The sequence below is a fragment of the Streptomyces sp. NPDC005784 genome (assembly GCF_042871525.1).
In the GTDB taxonomy this organism is placed as follows: Bacteria; Actinomycetota; Actinomycetes; order Streptomycetales; family Streptomycetaceae; genus Streptomyces.
In genome coordinates this window covers 369857-386405 of sequence record NZ_JBIAIQ010000004.1, presented here as the reverse complement: position 1 = coordinate 386405, position 16549 = coordinate 369857, and the positions used below count along the sequence as shown (strand labels likewise).

Genomic DNA, 16549 nt, shown 5'->3' with positions numbered 1-16549 from the left:
GACCGGCACCTGGCCTCCATGAGGCCGGCTTGACCGGCGCCGTCACGTCCGCGTCGCGGATCTGACGGCGAGGGCGGCGCCCGTGGCGACCACGAGCCACGCCGCCACCGCGATCCACAGCAGAACCTGCCCCGGCCCCTTGAGCCAGAAGACGTCGAGGGCGGCCGCGACCGAGAGGGTGGCCACCGCCGTCATCCCCATCGGGAAGACGGTCGCCCAGCGCCGTGCGTCGTATCGCGGGCGCGTCCACACCGCCTCCGTGACGAGCAGTACGCAGTAACAGGCGAGGTCGAGCACGAGCAGTGTGCCGGTCGCGGCGCGCAGGACGCCCTGGTCGTCGTTGTTCCACAGGTACATGTTCACGTGGTGCGCGGCGACGAGTCTCGCCCCGGCCAGCGCCGAGATCGCGAGCGCGCCGCCCGCCACCCAGTGGTCCCCGGCACCCCGCTTCACCTCCCACAGGTCGAAGTGCCAGAACGACAACCCGTAGAGCACGATCCCCAGCCAGAACAGCACCATCGCGGTATGAGCGAGCCAGTCCGAGCCCACGGCGGTGGCGATCGTCGAGCCGAGGACCGAGAGCCCCTGCGTGGCCACGCAGACGAGGAACACCTCTCCCGCCATACGGCGCCGCCAGTGCCGGACGACGGTGAGGAGCAGGACCGGCCAGAGCACGGCCGACAGCGCGAGCAGGGCCTCGGCGAGCCCCTGCCACCCCAGTTCGGAGATCCGGGTGCCGAGCACGGTGGTCGCCGCGACCGCGGTGAGCCCGGCCGGGGTGCCGGCCTGCCGCACCCATTGCTCCCGGTCTCCCACGAGCCGGACGAGGAAGTCCGCGGCGAGCCCGAGCCAGGCGAGCGACGCGAGGACCAGCGCGATCCGGGAGAGCGTCTCGTAGCCGGTCAGATACAGCCCGATCGAGATGATGCCGGTGGCCATGACGGCGGTCCCGGCGGCGGGCGACCGCCCCGCCCACCAGGCGCGGAACGAAGCAGTGTCCGGCATGTCCGGTGTATCTGGCATGCGCCCGATGCTAGGGATCTCCGCACCGGTTGCCGGCGGGGCACGCGCGGGAGGCGGATGAAAACGCGGCGCGGGTGCGTGCGCAGCCGCGGCCGGACGCCCGTCCGCCCATCCGCGCGCCTGCCCGTCCGCCCGTCCGCCCGTCCGCCCGTCCGTCCGTCCGCCCGTCCGGGAATCGCGTCACGACTTCTGGTCGAGTTTCCGGGGTGGCGGCGGGCTGTCAGTGGGGCGGCCTAGACTCGGAGAGCGATGAGCAGCCTCTTTGACGACAGCTTCCTGGCGGACCTCAAGCCCTCCGGGGCCCACGAGGACGAACACCCGCCGCCGCCCGATGACGATCACGTACCGGAGCCGGTTCCGGACGATCTGTTCGGCGGGAAGTTCGACATGCCGCCGAGCCGGGACGCGTACTACCGCGACGGCGCGCCCAGGCCCGCCGTGGACCCGGCGGCACTGCTGGACGGACTGAACGAGAACCAGCGCGCGGCCGTGGTGCACTCCGGCTCCCCGCTGCTCATCGTGGCCGGCGCCGGCTCCGGCAAGACCCGGGTGCTCACCCACCGGATCGCGCATCTGCTCGGCGAGCGCAACGCCCACCCCGGCCAGATCCTCGCGATCACCTTCACGAACAAGGCCGCGGGCGAGATGAAGGAGCGCGTCGAGGCGCTCGTGGGCCCGCGCGCCAACGCGATGTGGGTGATGACCTTCCACAGCGCCTGCGTCCGCATCCTGCGCCGCGAGAGCAAGACGCTCGGCTTCACCTCGTCGTTCTCGATCTACGACGCGGCCGACTCCAAGCGTCTGATGGCGCTCGTCTGCCGTGATCTCGACCTCGACCCCAAGCGTTTCCCCCCGAAGTCGTTCAGCGCCAAGATCTCGAACCTGAAGAACGAGCTGATCGACGAGGAGGACTTCGCCGCTCAGGCAACCGACGGCTTCGAGAAGACCCTCGCCCAGGCGTACGCGATGTACCAGTCGCGGCTGCGCGAGGCCAACGCGCTCGACTTCGACGACCTGATCATGACCACGGTCAACCTGCTGCGCGCCTTCCCGGACGTCGCCGAGCACTACCGCCGCCGCTTCCGGCACGTCCTGGTCGACGAGTACCAGGACACCAACCACGCGCAGTACGCGCTGGTGCGGGAGCTCGTCGGCACCTCCGAGCATCCCGTGGACGTACCGCCCAGCGAGTTCGACCTGCCCCCGGCCGAGCTGTGCGTCGTGGGTGACGCGGACCAGTCGATCTACGCCTTCCGCGGCGCGACCATCCGCAACATCCTCCAGTTCGAGGAGGACTACCCGAACGCGACGACGATCCTCCTGGAGCAGAACTACCGCTCCACCCAGACGATCCTGTCCGCCGCCAACGCGGTCATCGAGCGCAACGAGTCCCGCCGCCCCAAGAACCTGTGGACCAACGCGGGCGCGGGCTCGAACATCACGGGCTACGTCGCGGACACCGAGCACGACGAGGCCCAGTTCGTCGCCGACGAGATAGACCGTCTCACCGACGCGGGCGAGGCCAAGGCCGGCGACGTCGCGGTCTTCTACCGTACGAACGCGCAGTCCCGTGTCTTCGAAGAGGTCTTCATCCGCGTCGGCCTGCCCTACAAGGTCGTCGGCGGCGTCCGCTTCTACGAGCGCAAGGAGGTCCGGGACGTCCTGGCGTATCTCAGGGTGCTGTCCAACCCCGAGGACTCGGTCCCGATGCGCCGCATCCTGAACGTGCCCAAGCGCGGGATCGGCGACCGCGCCGAGGCGATGATCGACGCGCTCTCGCAGCGCGAGAAGATCAGCTTCCCGGCGGCGCTGCGTCGCGTCGACGAGGCCTACGGCATGGCCGCGCGCTCCACCAACGCGGTCAAGCGGTTCAACACGCTCATGGAGGACCTGCGCACCATCGTCGAGTCCGGCGCGGGCCCGGCCACCATCCTGCAGGCCGTCCTCGAACGCACCGGCTATCTCGCCGAGTTGCAGAACTCGACCGACCCGCAGGACGAGACCCGGGTCGAGAACCTCCAGGAACTCGCCGCCGTGGCCCTGGAGTTCGAGCAGGAGACCGGTGAGGGCGAGAATGCGGGCGGACTCGCCGCGTTCCTGGAGCGCGTCGCGCTCGTCGCCGACTCCGACCAGATCCCGGACGAGGAGGACGGCAACGGCGTCATCACCCTGATGACCCTGCACACCGCCAAGGGCCTCGAATTCCCCGTGGTCTTCCTGACCGGCATGGAGGACGGCGTCTTCCCGCACATGCGCGCCCTCGGACAGGTCAAGGAGCTGGAGGAGGAGCGCCGCCTGGCGTACGTCGGCATCACGCGCGCGCGGGAGCGGCTCTACCTCACCCGGTCGTCGATGCGCAGCGCCTGGGGGCAGCCCTCGTACAACCCGCCCTCCCGCTTCCTTGAGGAGATCCCGACGACCCATCTGGACTGGAAGCGCACGGGTGCGACCGCGCCCATGTCGGCCGGTCCGGTCTCCGGTGTCGCCGCCTCCCTCTCGTCCTCGCGTTCGCGGTCCGCGGCCTCGGGTGCCTCCGGGTTCGCCACCCGCCGTGGTGTCTCCGAGAAGCCGGTGGTCTCGCTGGCCGTCGGGGACCGGGTCACGCACGACCAGTTCGGCCTCGGCACCGTCGTCGGGGTGAAGGGGACGGGCGCGAACGCGGAGGCGACGGTCGACTTCGGAGAGCCCAAGCCGAAGCGGCTGCTGCTGCGGTATGCGCCGGTGGAGAAGCTGTAGCCCGCGAGATCATTCGCGGGACCGGATCGCGGTGACCCTTGGCCGTCCGAGGACGGCCGGGGCCCGGCGGTCGGCCACCCCTCGCACCCCGAGTTGTCACGTGCACCCCGGGGTGCCATGTGCGCCCCTGGTTGTACGTGCGCCCAGTTGTTACGTGGGGTCCAGGCCGTGGCTGCGGAGCCAGGGCAGCGGGTCGATCGCCGCACCGCCGGCCGGACGGACCTCGAAGTGCAGGTGCGGGCCGGTCGAGTTGCCGGAGTTCCCGGAGAAGGCGATCTGGTCGCCGGCCCTCACGGTGGTGCCGGAGGGAACCTTGTACGAGGAGAGGTGGCAGTACCACGTCTCCGTGCCGTCCATCGCGGTCACGATCATCATGTTGCCGTACGCGTTGTTCCACTGCGTCCGGACGGTGCCGTCGATCGCGGACATCACCGGAGTCCCGTAGGAGACCGGGAAGTCGATGCCCGTGTGCACGGACATCCAGTTGACGCCGGCCTGGCCGAAGTAGGCGCTGAGGCCCCGCTGCGTCACCGGAAGGACGAACTTCGGACGCAGCCGCTCCTTGCGGGCCGCCTCCTCCGCCGCCTTCTTCTTCTCCGTCGCCTGCTGTGCCTTGAGGTCGATACGTTCCTGCGTGCGGCTCGCCCGGTCGGCGAAGTCGTCCGCGCCCGCGGAGAGACTCTGGAGCTGGGTGTCCAGCTTGATGTTGGCGGCCGACGGTTTCACCGAGGTCGCGTCGGAGGCGCTGGCCGTCGTGTCCTTCGAGTTGTCCCCACCGAGACCGCCGACGCCGCCCACGGAGGCGGCGGCGATTCCCGCGACCCCCATCACACAGACCGAGGGCACCGCGACGGTCAGCAGAGCGGAACGTTTCGCGGGGCTGCGGCGCCGGGCACGGGAAGTGGTCCGCGTCGCGGGACGCCGGGCCGGAGTGATCTCTTCCATGTCGTCGAGGAGCGGCCTCTCGCGCCCCTCGTCGTACGGGTCGTACGCGTCGTCCGGGTCGGCCGTGTCCGCGAAGTCGTCGGCGTCGTCGAACTCGTCCTCGTCGGAGGTGAGTTGACCGTGGGTCGCCTGGTCGAAGGTGGCGGTCGCCTGCTGGTCGAAGGGGACCTGAGCCCCCGGATCGGGCTGCCGCTCGTACGTCATGTCGAGCTGGGTGGGATCAGGGTTGTACGACTCGGACTCGGCGTGCCGCTGTTCGTACGACTCGCTCTGCGAGTGCTGCTGGTCGTAGGACTCGGCCTGCGTGTGCCGCTGTTCGTACGACTCGTGCTGCTGGTGCTCGTACGCCTGGTACGCGTCCTGGCCGCCGGCGCTGTTCCACCGCGTGGCGTCGTACGCTCCCGTTTGCTGCGTCGGCACGGTCCACTGCTGGGTCCCGTCGAGCGGCTGCTCGGGCTGGATCCAGGCGTTCGCGTCCCACTGGCCCGAGGCGTCGGGGCCCGGATGCTGCGCGGGGATGTCGGCGAGCTGCTGGTAGCCGTTCGCCCATGCCGTCGCGTCGTGGGCGCCGGTGTCGTAGGCGGCCTGGTGCTGCGCCGCGTACGGGTCGTAGTTCAGCGGCTGTTGGGCGGCGGCGTTCCATTGCGTGGCGTCGTACGAACCGGTGCCGCCGCCTCCGCCCGGCATATTGCCGAAGAGCGGGTCACCGGCGAAATCCGTACCGGAGTAGGAGCCTGCGGTGGCCGCGTTCGCGCCCGAGTCGAAATTCGTGGCGGAGTAGTCGCCGTACGCGGTGAAGTCACCGTACTGGGCTTCTTGCGCACCGTACGGCGCGTAGAGCGCCGAGGCGGCGTCGGAAGCCGGAGCCGGGGGAGTCACGATCCCCGACGAGTGACGGTCGTTCACCAACTTCTCTTTCGCCTCGACAACAGGGGCTGGCAGAGCAGTGCGGTGACTGTACCCGGCGGTATGCGGGCGCGACAATCTTCGGCAGGTTTCCCCTTCGTCGGAAACGGGCATTCGGCCGTGTTTCGGGGGAGGGCGGGCAAGGCCTTGGCCTGGCGTTCGATAAACGTTCGAAACGGTGGGGGTGTGGGAGGGGCGTGGGAGGGCTGTCGGACGGCCTTCAGTCCGCCTTCAGTCCGCCCTCAGCCCACGCCCGGTCCACCCTCAGGTCTCTCGCGTGCCGCCCTCAGGCCACCGTGAGGCCGCCGATCCGGGCGGCGGTACGGGTCCCGGACACCTCGATGTCGAGTGCCTGCCGGATCCCCGTGGCGACGGCCGGATGCACGGGCAGCGCGAGATGGCCGACACCGCTCACGCGGACGTTCTGGGCGAGCAGGTCGGGATGCTCGACGCAGGCCGTCTCCAGCGGGTCCATCAGGTGGTCGAGATCGCTCCAGAAGCTGACGAACTGCGTACGGCAGCCCGGGGCGGGCCCGGTCAGTTCCTCGATCACGGCGGAACCGGGGCGCATCTGCCGGACGATGGGGTGCGCGTTCATCAGAGGGGCGACGCGGGTGCCCGAGTGCGGGGTGCCGAGGGTGACGAGTGTGCGGACGTGGGTGTCGCCGCCGAGGCACTGCACGTAATAGCGCGCGATCAGCCCGCCGAGGCTGTGCCCGACGATGTCCACCTGCTCATGACCCGTGCGCTCGCAGATCTCCTCGATGTGCCGGCCCAGCAGCTCCGCCGCGGTGCGGATGTCGCACGTCAGCGGCGAGTAGTTGAGGGACTCGATGTGCTGCCTGCCGTGCTGGGCCAGGTTGCGGCGCAGCAGGACGAAGACGGAGCGGTTGTCGATGAAGCCGTGCAGCAGGACGACCGGTGGTTTGGCCTCGGTGGGCAGCTGGGCGGCGACGTCGGGTGAGGGGAGCGGGTGTCCGGTGCGGCGTTCCTGGGTGATGCCGGAGGGGTAGAGGAGGAGGTGCCCGGCGAGAATCGCGAGCTCCAGAGCCGTTGCCTTCAGGAGGGCCACGGACAGCCCCGCCAGTTTCGTCGGAAACAGGCGCTGGCAGAGGGGGAGAAAGGGCGACGCAGCCTCAACGACCTTCATGGCCGACCTCCAGTCGGCACGCGGGAGGACCACTCCGTCCCCCGTGTGCCCTAGTGGAAAGCCGTGAGGTCGGCGACGGCGGTGGCCGACGGCGCGTCTGCGGCGTGTGAGACCGGTGACGCTACGGAGTGCTCGGCCGGAGGGGGAGGGATACGACATCGACTCCGGCTCCGCGACGGGCCGCCGCGCTGGATGCGCGTGCGTCGCGTCGTGGCGTGGAGTCGTCTTCGTGTTCCCGTGGTCCTCTTTCCGGCGTCGCTCCCCGCTGTCGTGCCGTCGCCGATGTGCCCCAGCACCACGCCGTCCCGCTGACGACACGATGGTGCGGCCACCTGATCGCGGCTCTTCTTGCGCCTGCTCCGGCCGTGGCCCGTACGCCGCAGTTCCCTGCGGCGCCAGTTCCGCGATACGGAACCGTGCGCGGCGAACTTGTCCCAGTGTGTGATTTCCCCCTCGGTCTCCACCGCGAAACTGCCGGGTGCGGGATGCTGGCGATAACGTTCGTTCACTTCCCCGGCCGAAAGGGCCCGGGGCGCCTGTGCCGCTTGACGCGATCGGTGATCCGGAGCGATCCGGTGTGGCGAGCGGAAAAATAAGCGATATGTGTCGATGGTCAGTAGTCGGCACGGTCGACAGACGCCTGTTGGTGACAGCGGGTAGTCAGCGCTGGTCAATCGGTAAATTATCGATCAGTGGTCGGCCGTCGTCGGTCGGTGGTCGTACGCATGTGTCGGCAGTCCTCGTCGGTGCAGGTTGATGTAGTCGGTTCATGGAGGCAGTGATGGGTGTGGCAGCCGGTCCGATCCGCGTGGTGGTGGCCAAGCCGGGGCTCGACGGCCACGATCGCGGGGCCAAGGTGATCGCGCGGGCGCTGCGCGACGCCGGTATGGAGGTCATCTACACCGGGCTTCATCAGACCCCCGAGCAGATCGTCGACACCGCGATCCAGGAGGACGCCGACGCGATCGGTCTGTCCATCCTCTCCGGGGCCCACAACACGCTCTTCGCGGCCGTCATCGCACTCCTGAAGGAGCGCGAAGCGTCGGACATCAAGGTCTTCGGTGGCGGCATCATCCCCGAGGCGGACATCGCTCCCCTCAAGGAGAAGGGCGTCGCGGAGATCTTCACACCGGGCGCGACGACGGTGTCGATCGTGGACTGGGTACGGGCAAACGTCAGGCAGCCGGCCGGCGCATAGCCGCCGGGCACCTTTGCCGCCGTCCGGACACCGATGGCCCTCGGCATTCTCCAGCGCGGGAGAGTTTCAGCGCTGGAGAACTTCGGGTTCTCCGTACTCTCGGGGCTCTCGGGGCTCTTCGGTGTCCGAGGTGCGGGGGTGTTGTGCCGGTCGACATACGGCCCGGGCCAGGGCGCTCTGCGGGGTGCCGTGCGGCCCGGGCCAGGGCGGTGTGCGGGTCGACCTGCCGTGCCGGCCGTGGCCTCGGGCGGGGCGGGGTGTCGCCGCTTGCGCGCGGGGCGGTGGGCGGAGCTCATGGCGCCGTGAGTTCGGCGGACATGGTTGCCCTCAGTCGCAGGGTAGTCACGAGTCGCTGGAACGCCTCGGCCCAGTAGCCGCCGGCCCCCGGTGCCGCGTGCTCCGACTCGTCGGGGACCGAGGTGAGGCCTTCGAGACGCCCGGCCTCCGCGGGATCGAGGCAGCGCTCGGCCAGCCCCATGACCCCGCTGAAGCTCCACGGATAGCTCCCCGCGTCCCGCGCGATGTCGAGCGCGTCGACCACCGCCCGCCCGAGGTCTCCCGCCCAGGGCACCGCGCACACTCCGAGCAGCTGGAACGCCTCGGACAGCCCGTGCGTTCCGATGAACCCGGCCACCCACTCGGCGCGCTCCCCGGCGCCCAGAGTGGCGAGCAGCTTGGCCCGCTCGGCCAGGGACACCGCCCCCGGCCCCCCGGCCTCCGGAGCGGAGGGTGCCCCGAGCAGCGCCCTCGACCACCCGGGATCGCGCTGCCGCACCGCCGCCCGGCACCACGCGGCATGCAGCTCCCCCTGCCAGTCGTCCGCCACGGGCAGTGCCACCATCTCTTGCGGCGAACGCCCGCCGAGCCGCTCCCGCCAGGTCCCGAGCGGTGCCGCTTCGACCAACTGGCCCAGCCACCACGACCGTTCACCTCGACCGGCCGGGGGTTTCGGTACCACCCCGTCCCGCTCCATCGCCGCGTCGCACTCGTGCGGTGCCTCGACCACGATCACGGGCGTGCCGCGCGTACGGTCGACGGCCACGCACGAGACGGCCCTGGCCGCCATCCGGGCGGCGAGTGCCGAGCCCGGCAGCGCGGACAGCAACTCGGCCGCCGTCGCCCGTACATTGCGGCTGCGGTCGGCCAGGGCCCGCTCAAGGAACGGTTCGTCCTCGGCGCACAGTCCGGACCGCAATGAGTCGAGGAACATCAGCCGGTCCTCGGCCCGCTCCGTCGTCCAGGTCGTGACCAGCAACTCGCGCGCGGCGGACGGGTCCTTGGCCCGCACCGCGGCCAGCAGCGCGACCCGCTCGGCGAACAGCCCTTCCTGCCACAGTCGTTGTACGTGATCGGCCTCCTCCGGTTCCGGCAGCGCGGCCCCGCCGCCGGGCGAGGAGCGCAGCGCGAACCGCCACTCGGGGTTCAGCCGGGCCAGCCACAGCGCCTGCGGTCCGGCGAAGGCCAGCGCCGCGGGGCGCAGGTCCGTGCGCCCCCGGGCCGCGTCGAGAAGCGCCGGAAGGGTCTGCGGGGGTGCGGCGAATCCGCGCGCGTTCGCGAGGCTCAGCCACTGGGGCAGCAGCTCCATGAGATCGGGCGCCGCCCCTCTGCGGCCACCGCCGCCCGTGCCGGGGCGGTCCGCCAGCAGCGTCGCCAGTCTGCGGGCCGCGGCGGGCGGCAGCGCGGTCCGCGCGTCCGGCGCCGCCGGCTCCGGACGGGCCGCCGCCCGCGCCGGCCGTATTCCGGCCCGCCTGCGCACGGTCTCCACGGCGGCCGCGTCCAGCAGCGCCACCGGAGCCTGCTGCCCAGGGCGGTGCCCCGGAGGCGTACGTCGCTCGGTCCCGAGCAGCGCCACGGTGACGAGCTCCTCCCAGGAACCGCCGAGGGGCGCGCCCGCCGAAGCCGAGGTCGTGTTCATGAACGTCCTTTCCGGACGGAGGGCATCAGTGGCGGCCGGCCGCCACGGCGGCGGTCGGGGTGACGACGGTGACGACGGCGGTCAGCACAGGGGCACCGCCTCGCACTCGCCCTGCGGCCATGCCGTCAGGGGAGTGAAGCCGCGGTGGCCGCACTCGCCGAAGACCGTGACCGGTGCGCCGCCGGACAGGGCGACCAGACGCCACAGATCAGGGCGGGACCGCGAAGAAGGACTGAGAGGAAGAGCCAACCCGCCATCGGAGTCGGCGAGTTGCCATGAATCGCCGTCCGGGGTCGGGACGACCCGCTCCAGGGTGACCGGGTAGGAGTCCAGCCACGGGTCGGCGCGCAGGGCCTCTCCGTAACGGGCGGCGGCCTCGGGCGTGGTCAGCCCCGTCGGACGTATCGCCGCGGGGGCCGGAGGAGTGAACCGCTCGCCCAGCGCCGCCCGCAGCTGACCGGCGCCCGGGTACGCGGACAGCTCCGCCTCGAAGGCCAGCCCCACCGGAAGCGCCATCTCGGGTGCCCGGCCCGCCGCGCCGTAGGAGAGGAGCAGGGCGGTGCGGCCGGACTCCGCGCCGTACAGCCAGATCCTGCGTGTCGTGAGCCGGGCGTCAGCCGTGTCGTACTGCGCGAGGACCAGCCAGCGGTCGCGCACCGTCGGGCCGTCCGCCGAGCCGGACAGCCCGACGCGTGAACGCACCGTCGCGGCCAGTCCGTCCGGCAGTCGCTCGCGCCGCAGCCAGCCCTGGTCGAGGAGGTGCAGCAGCGCGCACTCCTCCAGCAGTCGCACCGGCCAGCCCGGTCCCGACGAGGGGATCGCCCCCAACTCCCGCACGCGCGCCGCCAGACCGGGTGCCTGCGCGTCGACCATCCGGGCCGCCGTCTCCTCCCACATCCCGTACCCCGCCCGCTCGGCGGAGGCGAGGCCGCCGCGCAGCAGGTCCGCCAGCCGCTGCTCCAACTCGCCTGCCCCCGCGGTGATCCGCTCGGCCCGCCGCTCCGCCCGGCGCCGCGCCGCCTCGGGATCACCCGGCGAGGAAGCTCCAGATCCCCCGCCCGCCGCACTCCGCTCCTCGGCGCGCTTGCGTCTTCCCTCCAGCCACTGGGCGGCCCAGTCCGGCGCCTGCCCGGAGGGCACCGCGCCGTCCGCGCCCGCCCAGAGCAGCAGCAGCCCCAGCGCGTGCTTGCACGGGAACTTCCGGCTCGGGCAACTGCACTTGTAAGCGGGACCCGTCGAGTCCGCGATGTCGATGACCGTCTGATACGGCTTGCTGCCACTTCCCCTGCACAGTCCCCATACCGTCCCCTCCTCAGTACTGCCCGCTTCCGACCACGGTCCGGCCGCGCCGAGCTTGCTCCCCGCCTTGCGTGACGCGGCGTCAGGCGCCAGTGCCAGCACCTGATCCGCCGTCCAGCGCACCGCCTGCTGTGTCATGTCATCGAAGGTAGGTCCCACCACTGACAATCGATCCTCGCGAGCACGTTTTCGCAGGTCAGGGCGCATTGTCAGTGGCGTGGTGCACGGTGGAACCAGATCCGAACCGGCCGAGCTGGAGGGGGACCGAGCCATGACCGTGTCCGTTGGACCGACGTCCGTTCACACACCCGCGGGAGAGAGGGGGCCGAGCCGGCCGAGCGAGGTGCTGCGGCCGCACGCCGAGCACGCCTTCGCCGCCGAACTCGCCGCGCTCGCAGCGCAGGACGACCGGCCCCGCCCGGAGCGCTGGCTGCTGTCGCCCTGGGCCGTGGCCACCTATCTGCTGGGCGGCACACTGCCGGACGGCACCGTGATCACCCCCAAATATGTGGGGCCGCGCCGCATCGTCGAGGTCGCCGTCACCACCCTCGCCACCGACCGGGCGCTGCTCCTGCTCGGTGTGCCCGGCACCGCGAAGACCTGGGTGTCCGAGCACCTGGCGGCCGCGGTCAGCGGCGACTCGACGTTGCTCGTGCAGGGCACGGCCGGCACGCCGGAGGAGGCCATCCGGTACGGCTGGGACTACGCGCAGCTGCTCGCGCACGGGCCCAGCCGGGACGCGCTCGTGCCGAGTCCCGTCATGCGGGCCATGGCCGAGGGCATGACGGCCCGCGTCGAGGAACTGACCCGCGTTCCCGCGGACGTTCAGGACAGCCTGATCACGATTCTCTCCGAAAAGACCTTGCCGATACCGGAATTGGGCCAGGAAGTGCAGGCCGTCCGCGGCTTCAACCTGATCGCCACGGCCAACGACCGCGACCGCGGGGTCAATGAACTCTCCAGCGCGCTGCGCCGCCGTTTCAACACGGTGGTGCTGCCGCTGCCGGAGAGCGCCGAAGCCGAGGTCGACATCGTCTCGCGCCGGGTCGACCAGATCGGCCGCTCCCTCGACCTGCCCGCCGTGCCCGAGGGCGTCGAGGAGATCCGCCGCGTCGTCACCGTCTTCCGGGAGCTGCGCGACGGGATCACGGCCGACGGGCGGACGAAACTGAAGTCGCCCAGCGGCACGCTGTCCACGGCCGAGGCGATCTCCGTCGTCACCAACGGCCTTGCTCTGGCAGCCCACTTCGGCGACGGCGTCCTGCGGGCGGGCGATGTCGCCGCCGGCATCCTCGGCGCCGTCGTGCGCGACCCTGCGGCCGACCCCGTCATCTGGCAGGAATACCTGGAAGCGGTCGTCCGCGAGCGTGACGGCTGGAAGGACTTCTACCGTGCCTGCCGCGAGGTGAGCGCATGAGCGCGGAGCGGGACGCCGGGCCGCCCGCGCCGGAGGACGGGGTGACGGTCCGGGGCACGGGGCCGCTGCTGCTCGGTGTGCGGCACCACGGGCCCGGGTCGGCGCGGGCCGTGCGGGCCGCGCTGGAGGCGGCGGCTCCAAGGGTCGTACTGATCGAGGGGCCGCCCGAGGCGGACGCACTCGTCCCGCTGGCCGCCGACAAGGACATGCGGCCCCCCGTGGCGCTCCTCGCCCATGTCGTGGACGAGCCCGGTCACTCGGCCTTCTGGCCGCTGGCCGAGTTCTCGCCGGAGTGGGTGGCGATCCAGTGGGCTCTGGAACACGGAGCGGCGGCCCGCTTCATCGACCTTCCGGCGGCCCACACCCTGGCCTGGGGGAAGGAAGAGACGGACCCGGAGCGCGGCGCGCCGGGCGGCACCCCGCTCACGACCCTGGCCCCGCCCGGGAACCCCGACGCGCCCGGCACGGGGGGAGATCACGGTCCGAGGGGAGGCCCCGGTCCGGAGGGAGACCCAGCTCCGGAAGGAGACCCCGGCCTGGCGGTCGACTCCCGTCCGGAGGGTGATCCCGGTCCGGTAGGAGATCCCGGCCGAGCGGGTGCCTCCGGCCCGGCGGGTGATCTCGCTCCGGTAGGAGATCCCGGCCCAGCGGGTGCCTCCGGCCCGGGTGGAGATCTCGGCCCGGCAGGTGATCCCGGACGGCCGGACGCGGCCGGTGATGTCGATCGTCCCCTCGACGCGGCGGCCGTGCGGATCGATCCCCTCGCGGTGCTTGCCGAGACGGCCGGTTACGACGACCCGGAGCGCTGGTGGGAGGACGTGGTCGAGCACCGGGCCGGGACGGCGGGCGATCCGTTCGCGCCCTTCGCCGTGCTGGAAGAGGCGATGGGAGCGCTGCGCGAGGCGTTCGGGGTCGGGGGACACGACCGGGACCTGGTGCGCGAGGCGTACATGCGGCTCCAGATCCGGGCGGCGCAGCGGGAGTTCGGGGACGACGTGGCCGTGGTGTGCGGGGCCTGGCACGTGCCCGCGCTGCGGCAGCGGACCACGGTCGGCGCCGACCGGGCACTCCTCAAGGGCCTGCCCAAGGCCAAGGTCGACCTGACCTGGGTGCCCTGGACACACCGCCGGCTCTCCCGGGTCAGCGGGTACGGGGCGGGCATCGACTCGCCGGGCTGGTACGGGCATCTGTTCAGCGCCCCCGACCGTCCGGTCGCGCGGTGGATGACCAAGGTGGCCCGGCTGCTGCGCGACGAGGACCGGGGCGTGTCGTCGGCCCACGTCATCGAGGCGGTGCGGCTGGCCGACACGCTCGCCGCGATGCGCGGTCGCCCGCTGCCCGGACTGACCGAGACGACCGACGCCGTCCGGGCCGTGATGTGCGAGGGCTCGGACGTGCCCCTGGCGCTGGTGCGCGACCGGCTCGTGGTCGGGGATGTGCTGGGGGAGGTGCCGGAGTCCGCCCCGGCGGTGCCGTTGCAGCGGGACCTCACGCGGTCGCAGCGGCGGCTGCGGCTCAGACCCGAGGCGCTGGAGCGGGAGATGGAGCTCGACCTGCGCAAGGAGACCGACGCGGGGCGCAGCACGCTGTTGCACCGGTTGCGGCTCCTCGGTATCGCGTGGGGCGAGCCCGCGATGTCCCGTGGCAGCACGGGCACCTTCCGGGAGACCTGGCGGCTCCGCTGGGAGCCGGAGCTGTCGGTGCGGGTCGCCGAGGCCGGCGTGTGGGGCACGACCGTTCTGGCCGCCGCGACGGCCAAGGCCGAGGCGGATGCCGTCGGCGCGCCTTCGCTGGCCGATGTCACGGCGCTCGCCGAGCGCTGCCTCCTCGCCGAACTCCCGGACGCGCTGCCCGTGGTGATGCGGGTGCTCGCCGACCGGGCCGCCCTCGACGCGGACGTGGGCCACCTCGCGCAGGCCCTGCCCGCACTCGTCCGCTCCCTGCGCTACGGCGACGTACGCGGCACGGACACCCACGCCCTCGCCGATGTCGCGGCCGGCCTCGCCGAGCGTGTCTTCGTCGGTCTCCCGCCGGCCTGCGCCGCCCTCGACGGCGACGCGGCCGAGGAGATGCGCCGCCACGTCGACGCCGTGCACGGGGCGGTGGGAATGCTGGGGGAGGCGACCGCGGGGACCGTTTCGCCCGGCGACGGAGCTCAGGCTGGCGGCATCCGCGGGCGCTGGTACTCCGTGCTGCGGGTGCTCGCCGCGCGGGACACCGTGCCGGGGGTGGTCAGGGGGCGGGCGGTTCGACTGCTCCTGGACGAAGGGGAGCTGGCGCAGGAGGAGGCCGCGCGGCTCATGGGGCTGGTGCTGTCGCCGGGGACGGAGCCGGCGGACGCGGCCGCGTGGATCGAGGGGTTCGTCGGGGGCGGCTCCGGCGGCGGCATGCTGCTGGTGCACGACGAGCGGCTGCTCGGGCTGGTGGACGCGTGGCTGACCGGGGTGCCGACGGAGGCGTTCACCGATGTGCTGCCGCTGCTGCGCCGGACGTTCTCGGCGTACGAGACAGGGGTGCGCAGGACGCTGGGCGAACTCGTCCGGCGCGGCCCGGCGCCGCGGACGGATGCCGAGGTCACCGGCTCCGGCTCCGGCATACCCGGGTTCGCCCCCGACCTCGACACCGGGCGCGCGGACGCCGTACTTCCGTTGCTGAGCCTGCTGCTGGGGCTGGGTGAATCCGGGGACGGCGACGGCGAGGACGCGGACGACCTGACGGGCGGCGAGGACGCGGACGACCGGGCGCGTGACGGCAACGACAACGATCTGGTGAGGGTGGCTCCATGACCGAGGCAGCGGTGGGCGCCGGCGACGAGCGGCTGCGGCGATGGCGGCTGGTGCTCGGCGGCGACGAGGCGGACGGCACCGGATGCGTGCTCTCCGGACAGGACGCCGCCATGGACGGGGCGCTGAGCGCGCTCTACGGCAAGGGGGGCAACGGGAGCAAGGGGCAGTCGGGGCGGGACCGCTCGGCGGGGCTCGGGGCGTCGGCGCCGTCGGTCGCGCGCTGGCTCGGTGACATCCGGACGTACTTCCCCTCCTCCGTAGTACAGGTGATGCAACGCGACGCCATCGACCGGCTCGGGCTCTCCGCCCTGCTCCTGGAGCCCGAGATGCTGGAGGCGGTGGAGGCCGACGTGCACCTGGTGGGCACCCTGCTGTCCCTCAACAAGGCGATGCCGGAGACGACGAAGGAGACCGCGCGGGCCGTGGTGCGCAAGGTCGTGGAGGACTTGGAGAAGCGGCTTGCCACGCGTACCCGGGCCACGCTCACCGGCGCCCTCGACCGCAGTGCCCGGATCAGCAGACCCCGCCACCACGACATCGACTGGAACCGCACGATCGCGGCCAACCTGAAGCACTACCTGCCCGAGTACCGCACGATCGTGCCCGAGCGGCTGATCGGTTACGGGCGTGCCTCGCAGTCGGTGAAGAAGGAGGTCATCCTCTGCATCGACCAGTCGGGGTCGATGGCGGCGTCGGTCGTCTACGCCTCAGTGTTCGGCGCCGTGCTCGCGTCGATGCGGTCCATCGCCACCCGGCTCGTCGTCTTCGACACGGCCGTCGTCGACCTCACCGACCAGCTCGACGACCCGGTCGACGTCCTCTTCGGCACCCAGCTCGGCGGCGGCACGGACATCAACCGGGCACTCGCGTACTGCCAGTCGCAGATCACCAGGCCGGCCGACACGGTCGTCGTCCTCATCAGCGACCTGTACGAAGGCGGGATACGCAACGAGATGCTGAAGCGGGTCGCGGCGATGAAGGCGTCGGGGGTGCAGTTCGTGACGCTGCTCGCGCTGTCCGACGAGGGGGCGCCCGCGTACGACCGTGAGCACGCGGCGGCGCTCGCGGCGCTCGACGCGCCGGCGTTCGCCTGCACACCCGACCTGTTCCCCGAGGTGATGGCCGCGGCGATCGAGAAGCGGCCACTGCCGATACCGGACACCCGGTGAGAAGG

10 protein-coding genes are annotated in these 16549 nt (G+C 72.0%); 5 read left to right on the top strand and 5 right to left on the bottom strand.

Translation table 11 applies throughout. The features are described 5' to 3' along the window. Nucleotides 1-42: 42 nt before the first annotated feature. Nucleotides 43-1023 (bottom strand): tellurite resistance/C4-dicarboxylate transporter family protein, encoded by a 981-nt coding sequence (locus tag ACFYR3_RS09560; RefSeq protein WP_389282285.1) that lies wholly within the window; start codon nucleotides 1021-1023, stop codon nucleotides 43-45. Between the two features lie 249 nt (nucleotides 1024-1272). On the opposite strand from ACFYR3_RS09560, the gene pcrA reads away from it, so the two are divergent. After that, nucleotides 1273-3759, top strand: a complete 2487-nt coding sequence (gene pcrA / locus ACFYR3_RS09555; RefSeq protein ID WP_389282283.1) for a DNA helicase PcrA — start codon at nucleotides 1273-1275, stop codon at nucleotides 3757-3759. Between the two features lie 150 nt (nucleotides 3760-3909). Here pcrA and ACFYR3_RS09550 read toward each other — a convergent pair whose 3' ends face one another. Both ACFYR3_RS09550 and ACFYR3_RS09545 read right to left on the bottom strand, forming a co-directional pair. Continuing rightward, on the bottom strand, nucleotides 3910-5724 hold the full coding sequence (locus ACFYR3_RS09550) for a M23 family metallopeptidase (protein ID WP_389282281.1): 1815 nt from the start codon (nucleotides 5722-5724) through the stop codon (nucleotides 3910-3912). A gap of 172 nt (nucleotides 5725-5896) precedes the next feature. After that, a complete protein-coding gene (locus ACFYR3_RS09545; protein WP_355844175.1) occupies nucleotides 5897-6760 on the bottom strand; it encodes an alpha/beta fold hydrolase in 864 nt (287 codons plus the stop codon). A gap of 781 nt (nucleotides 6761-7541) precedes the next feature. Between ACFYR3_RS09545 and ACFYR3_RS09540 the strand changes: the two genes are divergently transcribed. After that, nucleotides 7542-7958, top strand: a complete 417-nt coding sequence (locus tag ACFYR3_RS09540) for a cobalamin B12-binding domain-containing protein (protein WP_389282279.1) — start codon at nucleotides 7542-7544, stop codon at nucleotides 7956-7958. Between the two features lie 292 nt (nucleotides 7959-8250). Here the strand turns inward: ACFYR3_RS09540 and ACFYR3_RS09535 are convergent, their stop codons facing one another. Both ACFYR3_RS09535 and ACFYR3_RS09530 read right to left on the bottom strand, forming a co-directional pair. Next, the gene (locus ACFYR3_RS09535) at nucleotides 8251-9873 is read right to left on the bottom strand and encodes a DUF5691 domain-containing protein (RefSeq protein WP_389282277.1); all 1623 of its coding nucleotides are present in this window, start codon (nucleotides 9871-9873) and stop codon (nucleotides 8251-8253) included. Between the two features lie 81 nt (nucleotides 9874-9954). Further along, the gene (locus tag ACFYR3_RS09530; protein WP_389282275.1) at nucleotides 9955-11310 is read right to left on the bottom strand and encodes an SWIM zinc finger family protein; all 1356 of its coding nucleotides are present in this window, start codon (nucleotides 11308-11310) and stop codon (nucleotides 9955-9957) included. Between the two features lie 133 nt (nucleotides 11311-11443). On the opposite strand from ACFYR3_RS09530, the gene ACFYR3_RS09525 reads away from it, so the two are divergent. From ACFYR3_RS09525 to ACFYR3_RS09515, 3 genes are read left to right on the top strand one after another with little or no spacing between them, the layout of a single operon-like run. Then, the gene (locus ACFYR3_RS09525) at nucleotides 11444-12589 is read left to right on the top strand and encodes an AAA family ATPase (protein WP_389282273.1); all 1146 of its coding nucleotides are present in this window, start codon (nucleotides 11444-11446) and stop codon (nucleotides 12587-12589) included. Next, on the top strand, nucleotides 12586-15375 hold the full coding sequence (locus ACFYR3_RS09520; protein WP_389282271.1) for a DUF5682 family protein: 2790 nt from the start codon (nucleotides 12586-12588) through the stop codon (nucleotides 15373-15375). Before ACFYR3_RS09525 ends, ACFYR3_RS09520 begins: the two co-directional genes overlap by 4 nt. Then, nucleotides 15372-16544, top strand: a complete 1173-nt coding sequence (locus tag ACFYR3_RS09515) for a VWA domain-containing protein (protein WP_356784098.1) — start codon at nucleotides 15372-15374, stop codon at nucleotides 16542-16544. Before ACFYR3_RS09520 ends, ACFYR3_RS09515 begins: the two co-directional genes overlap by 4 nt. Nucleotides 16545-16549 lie beyond the last annotated feature (5 nt).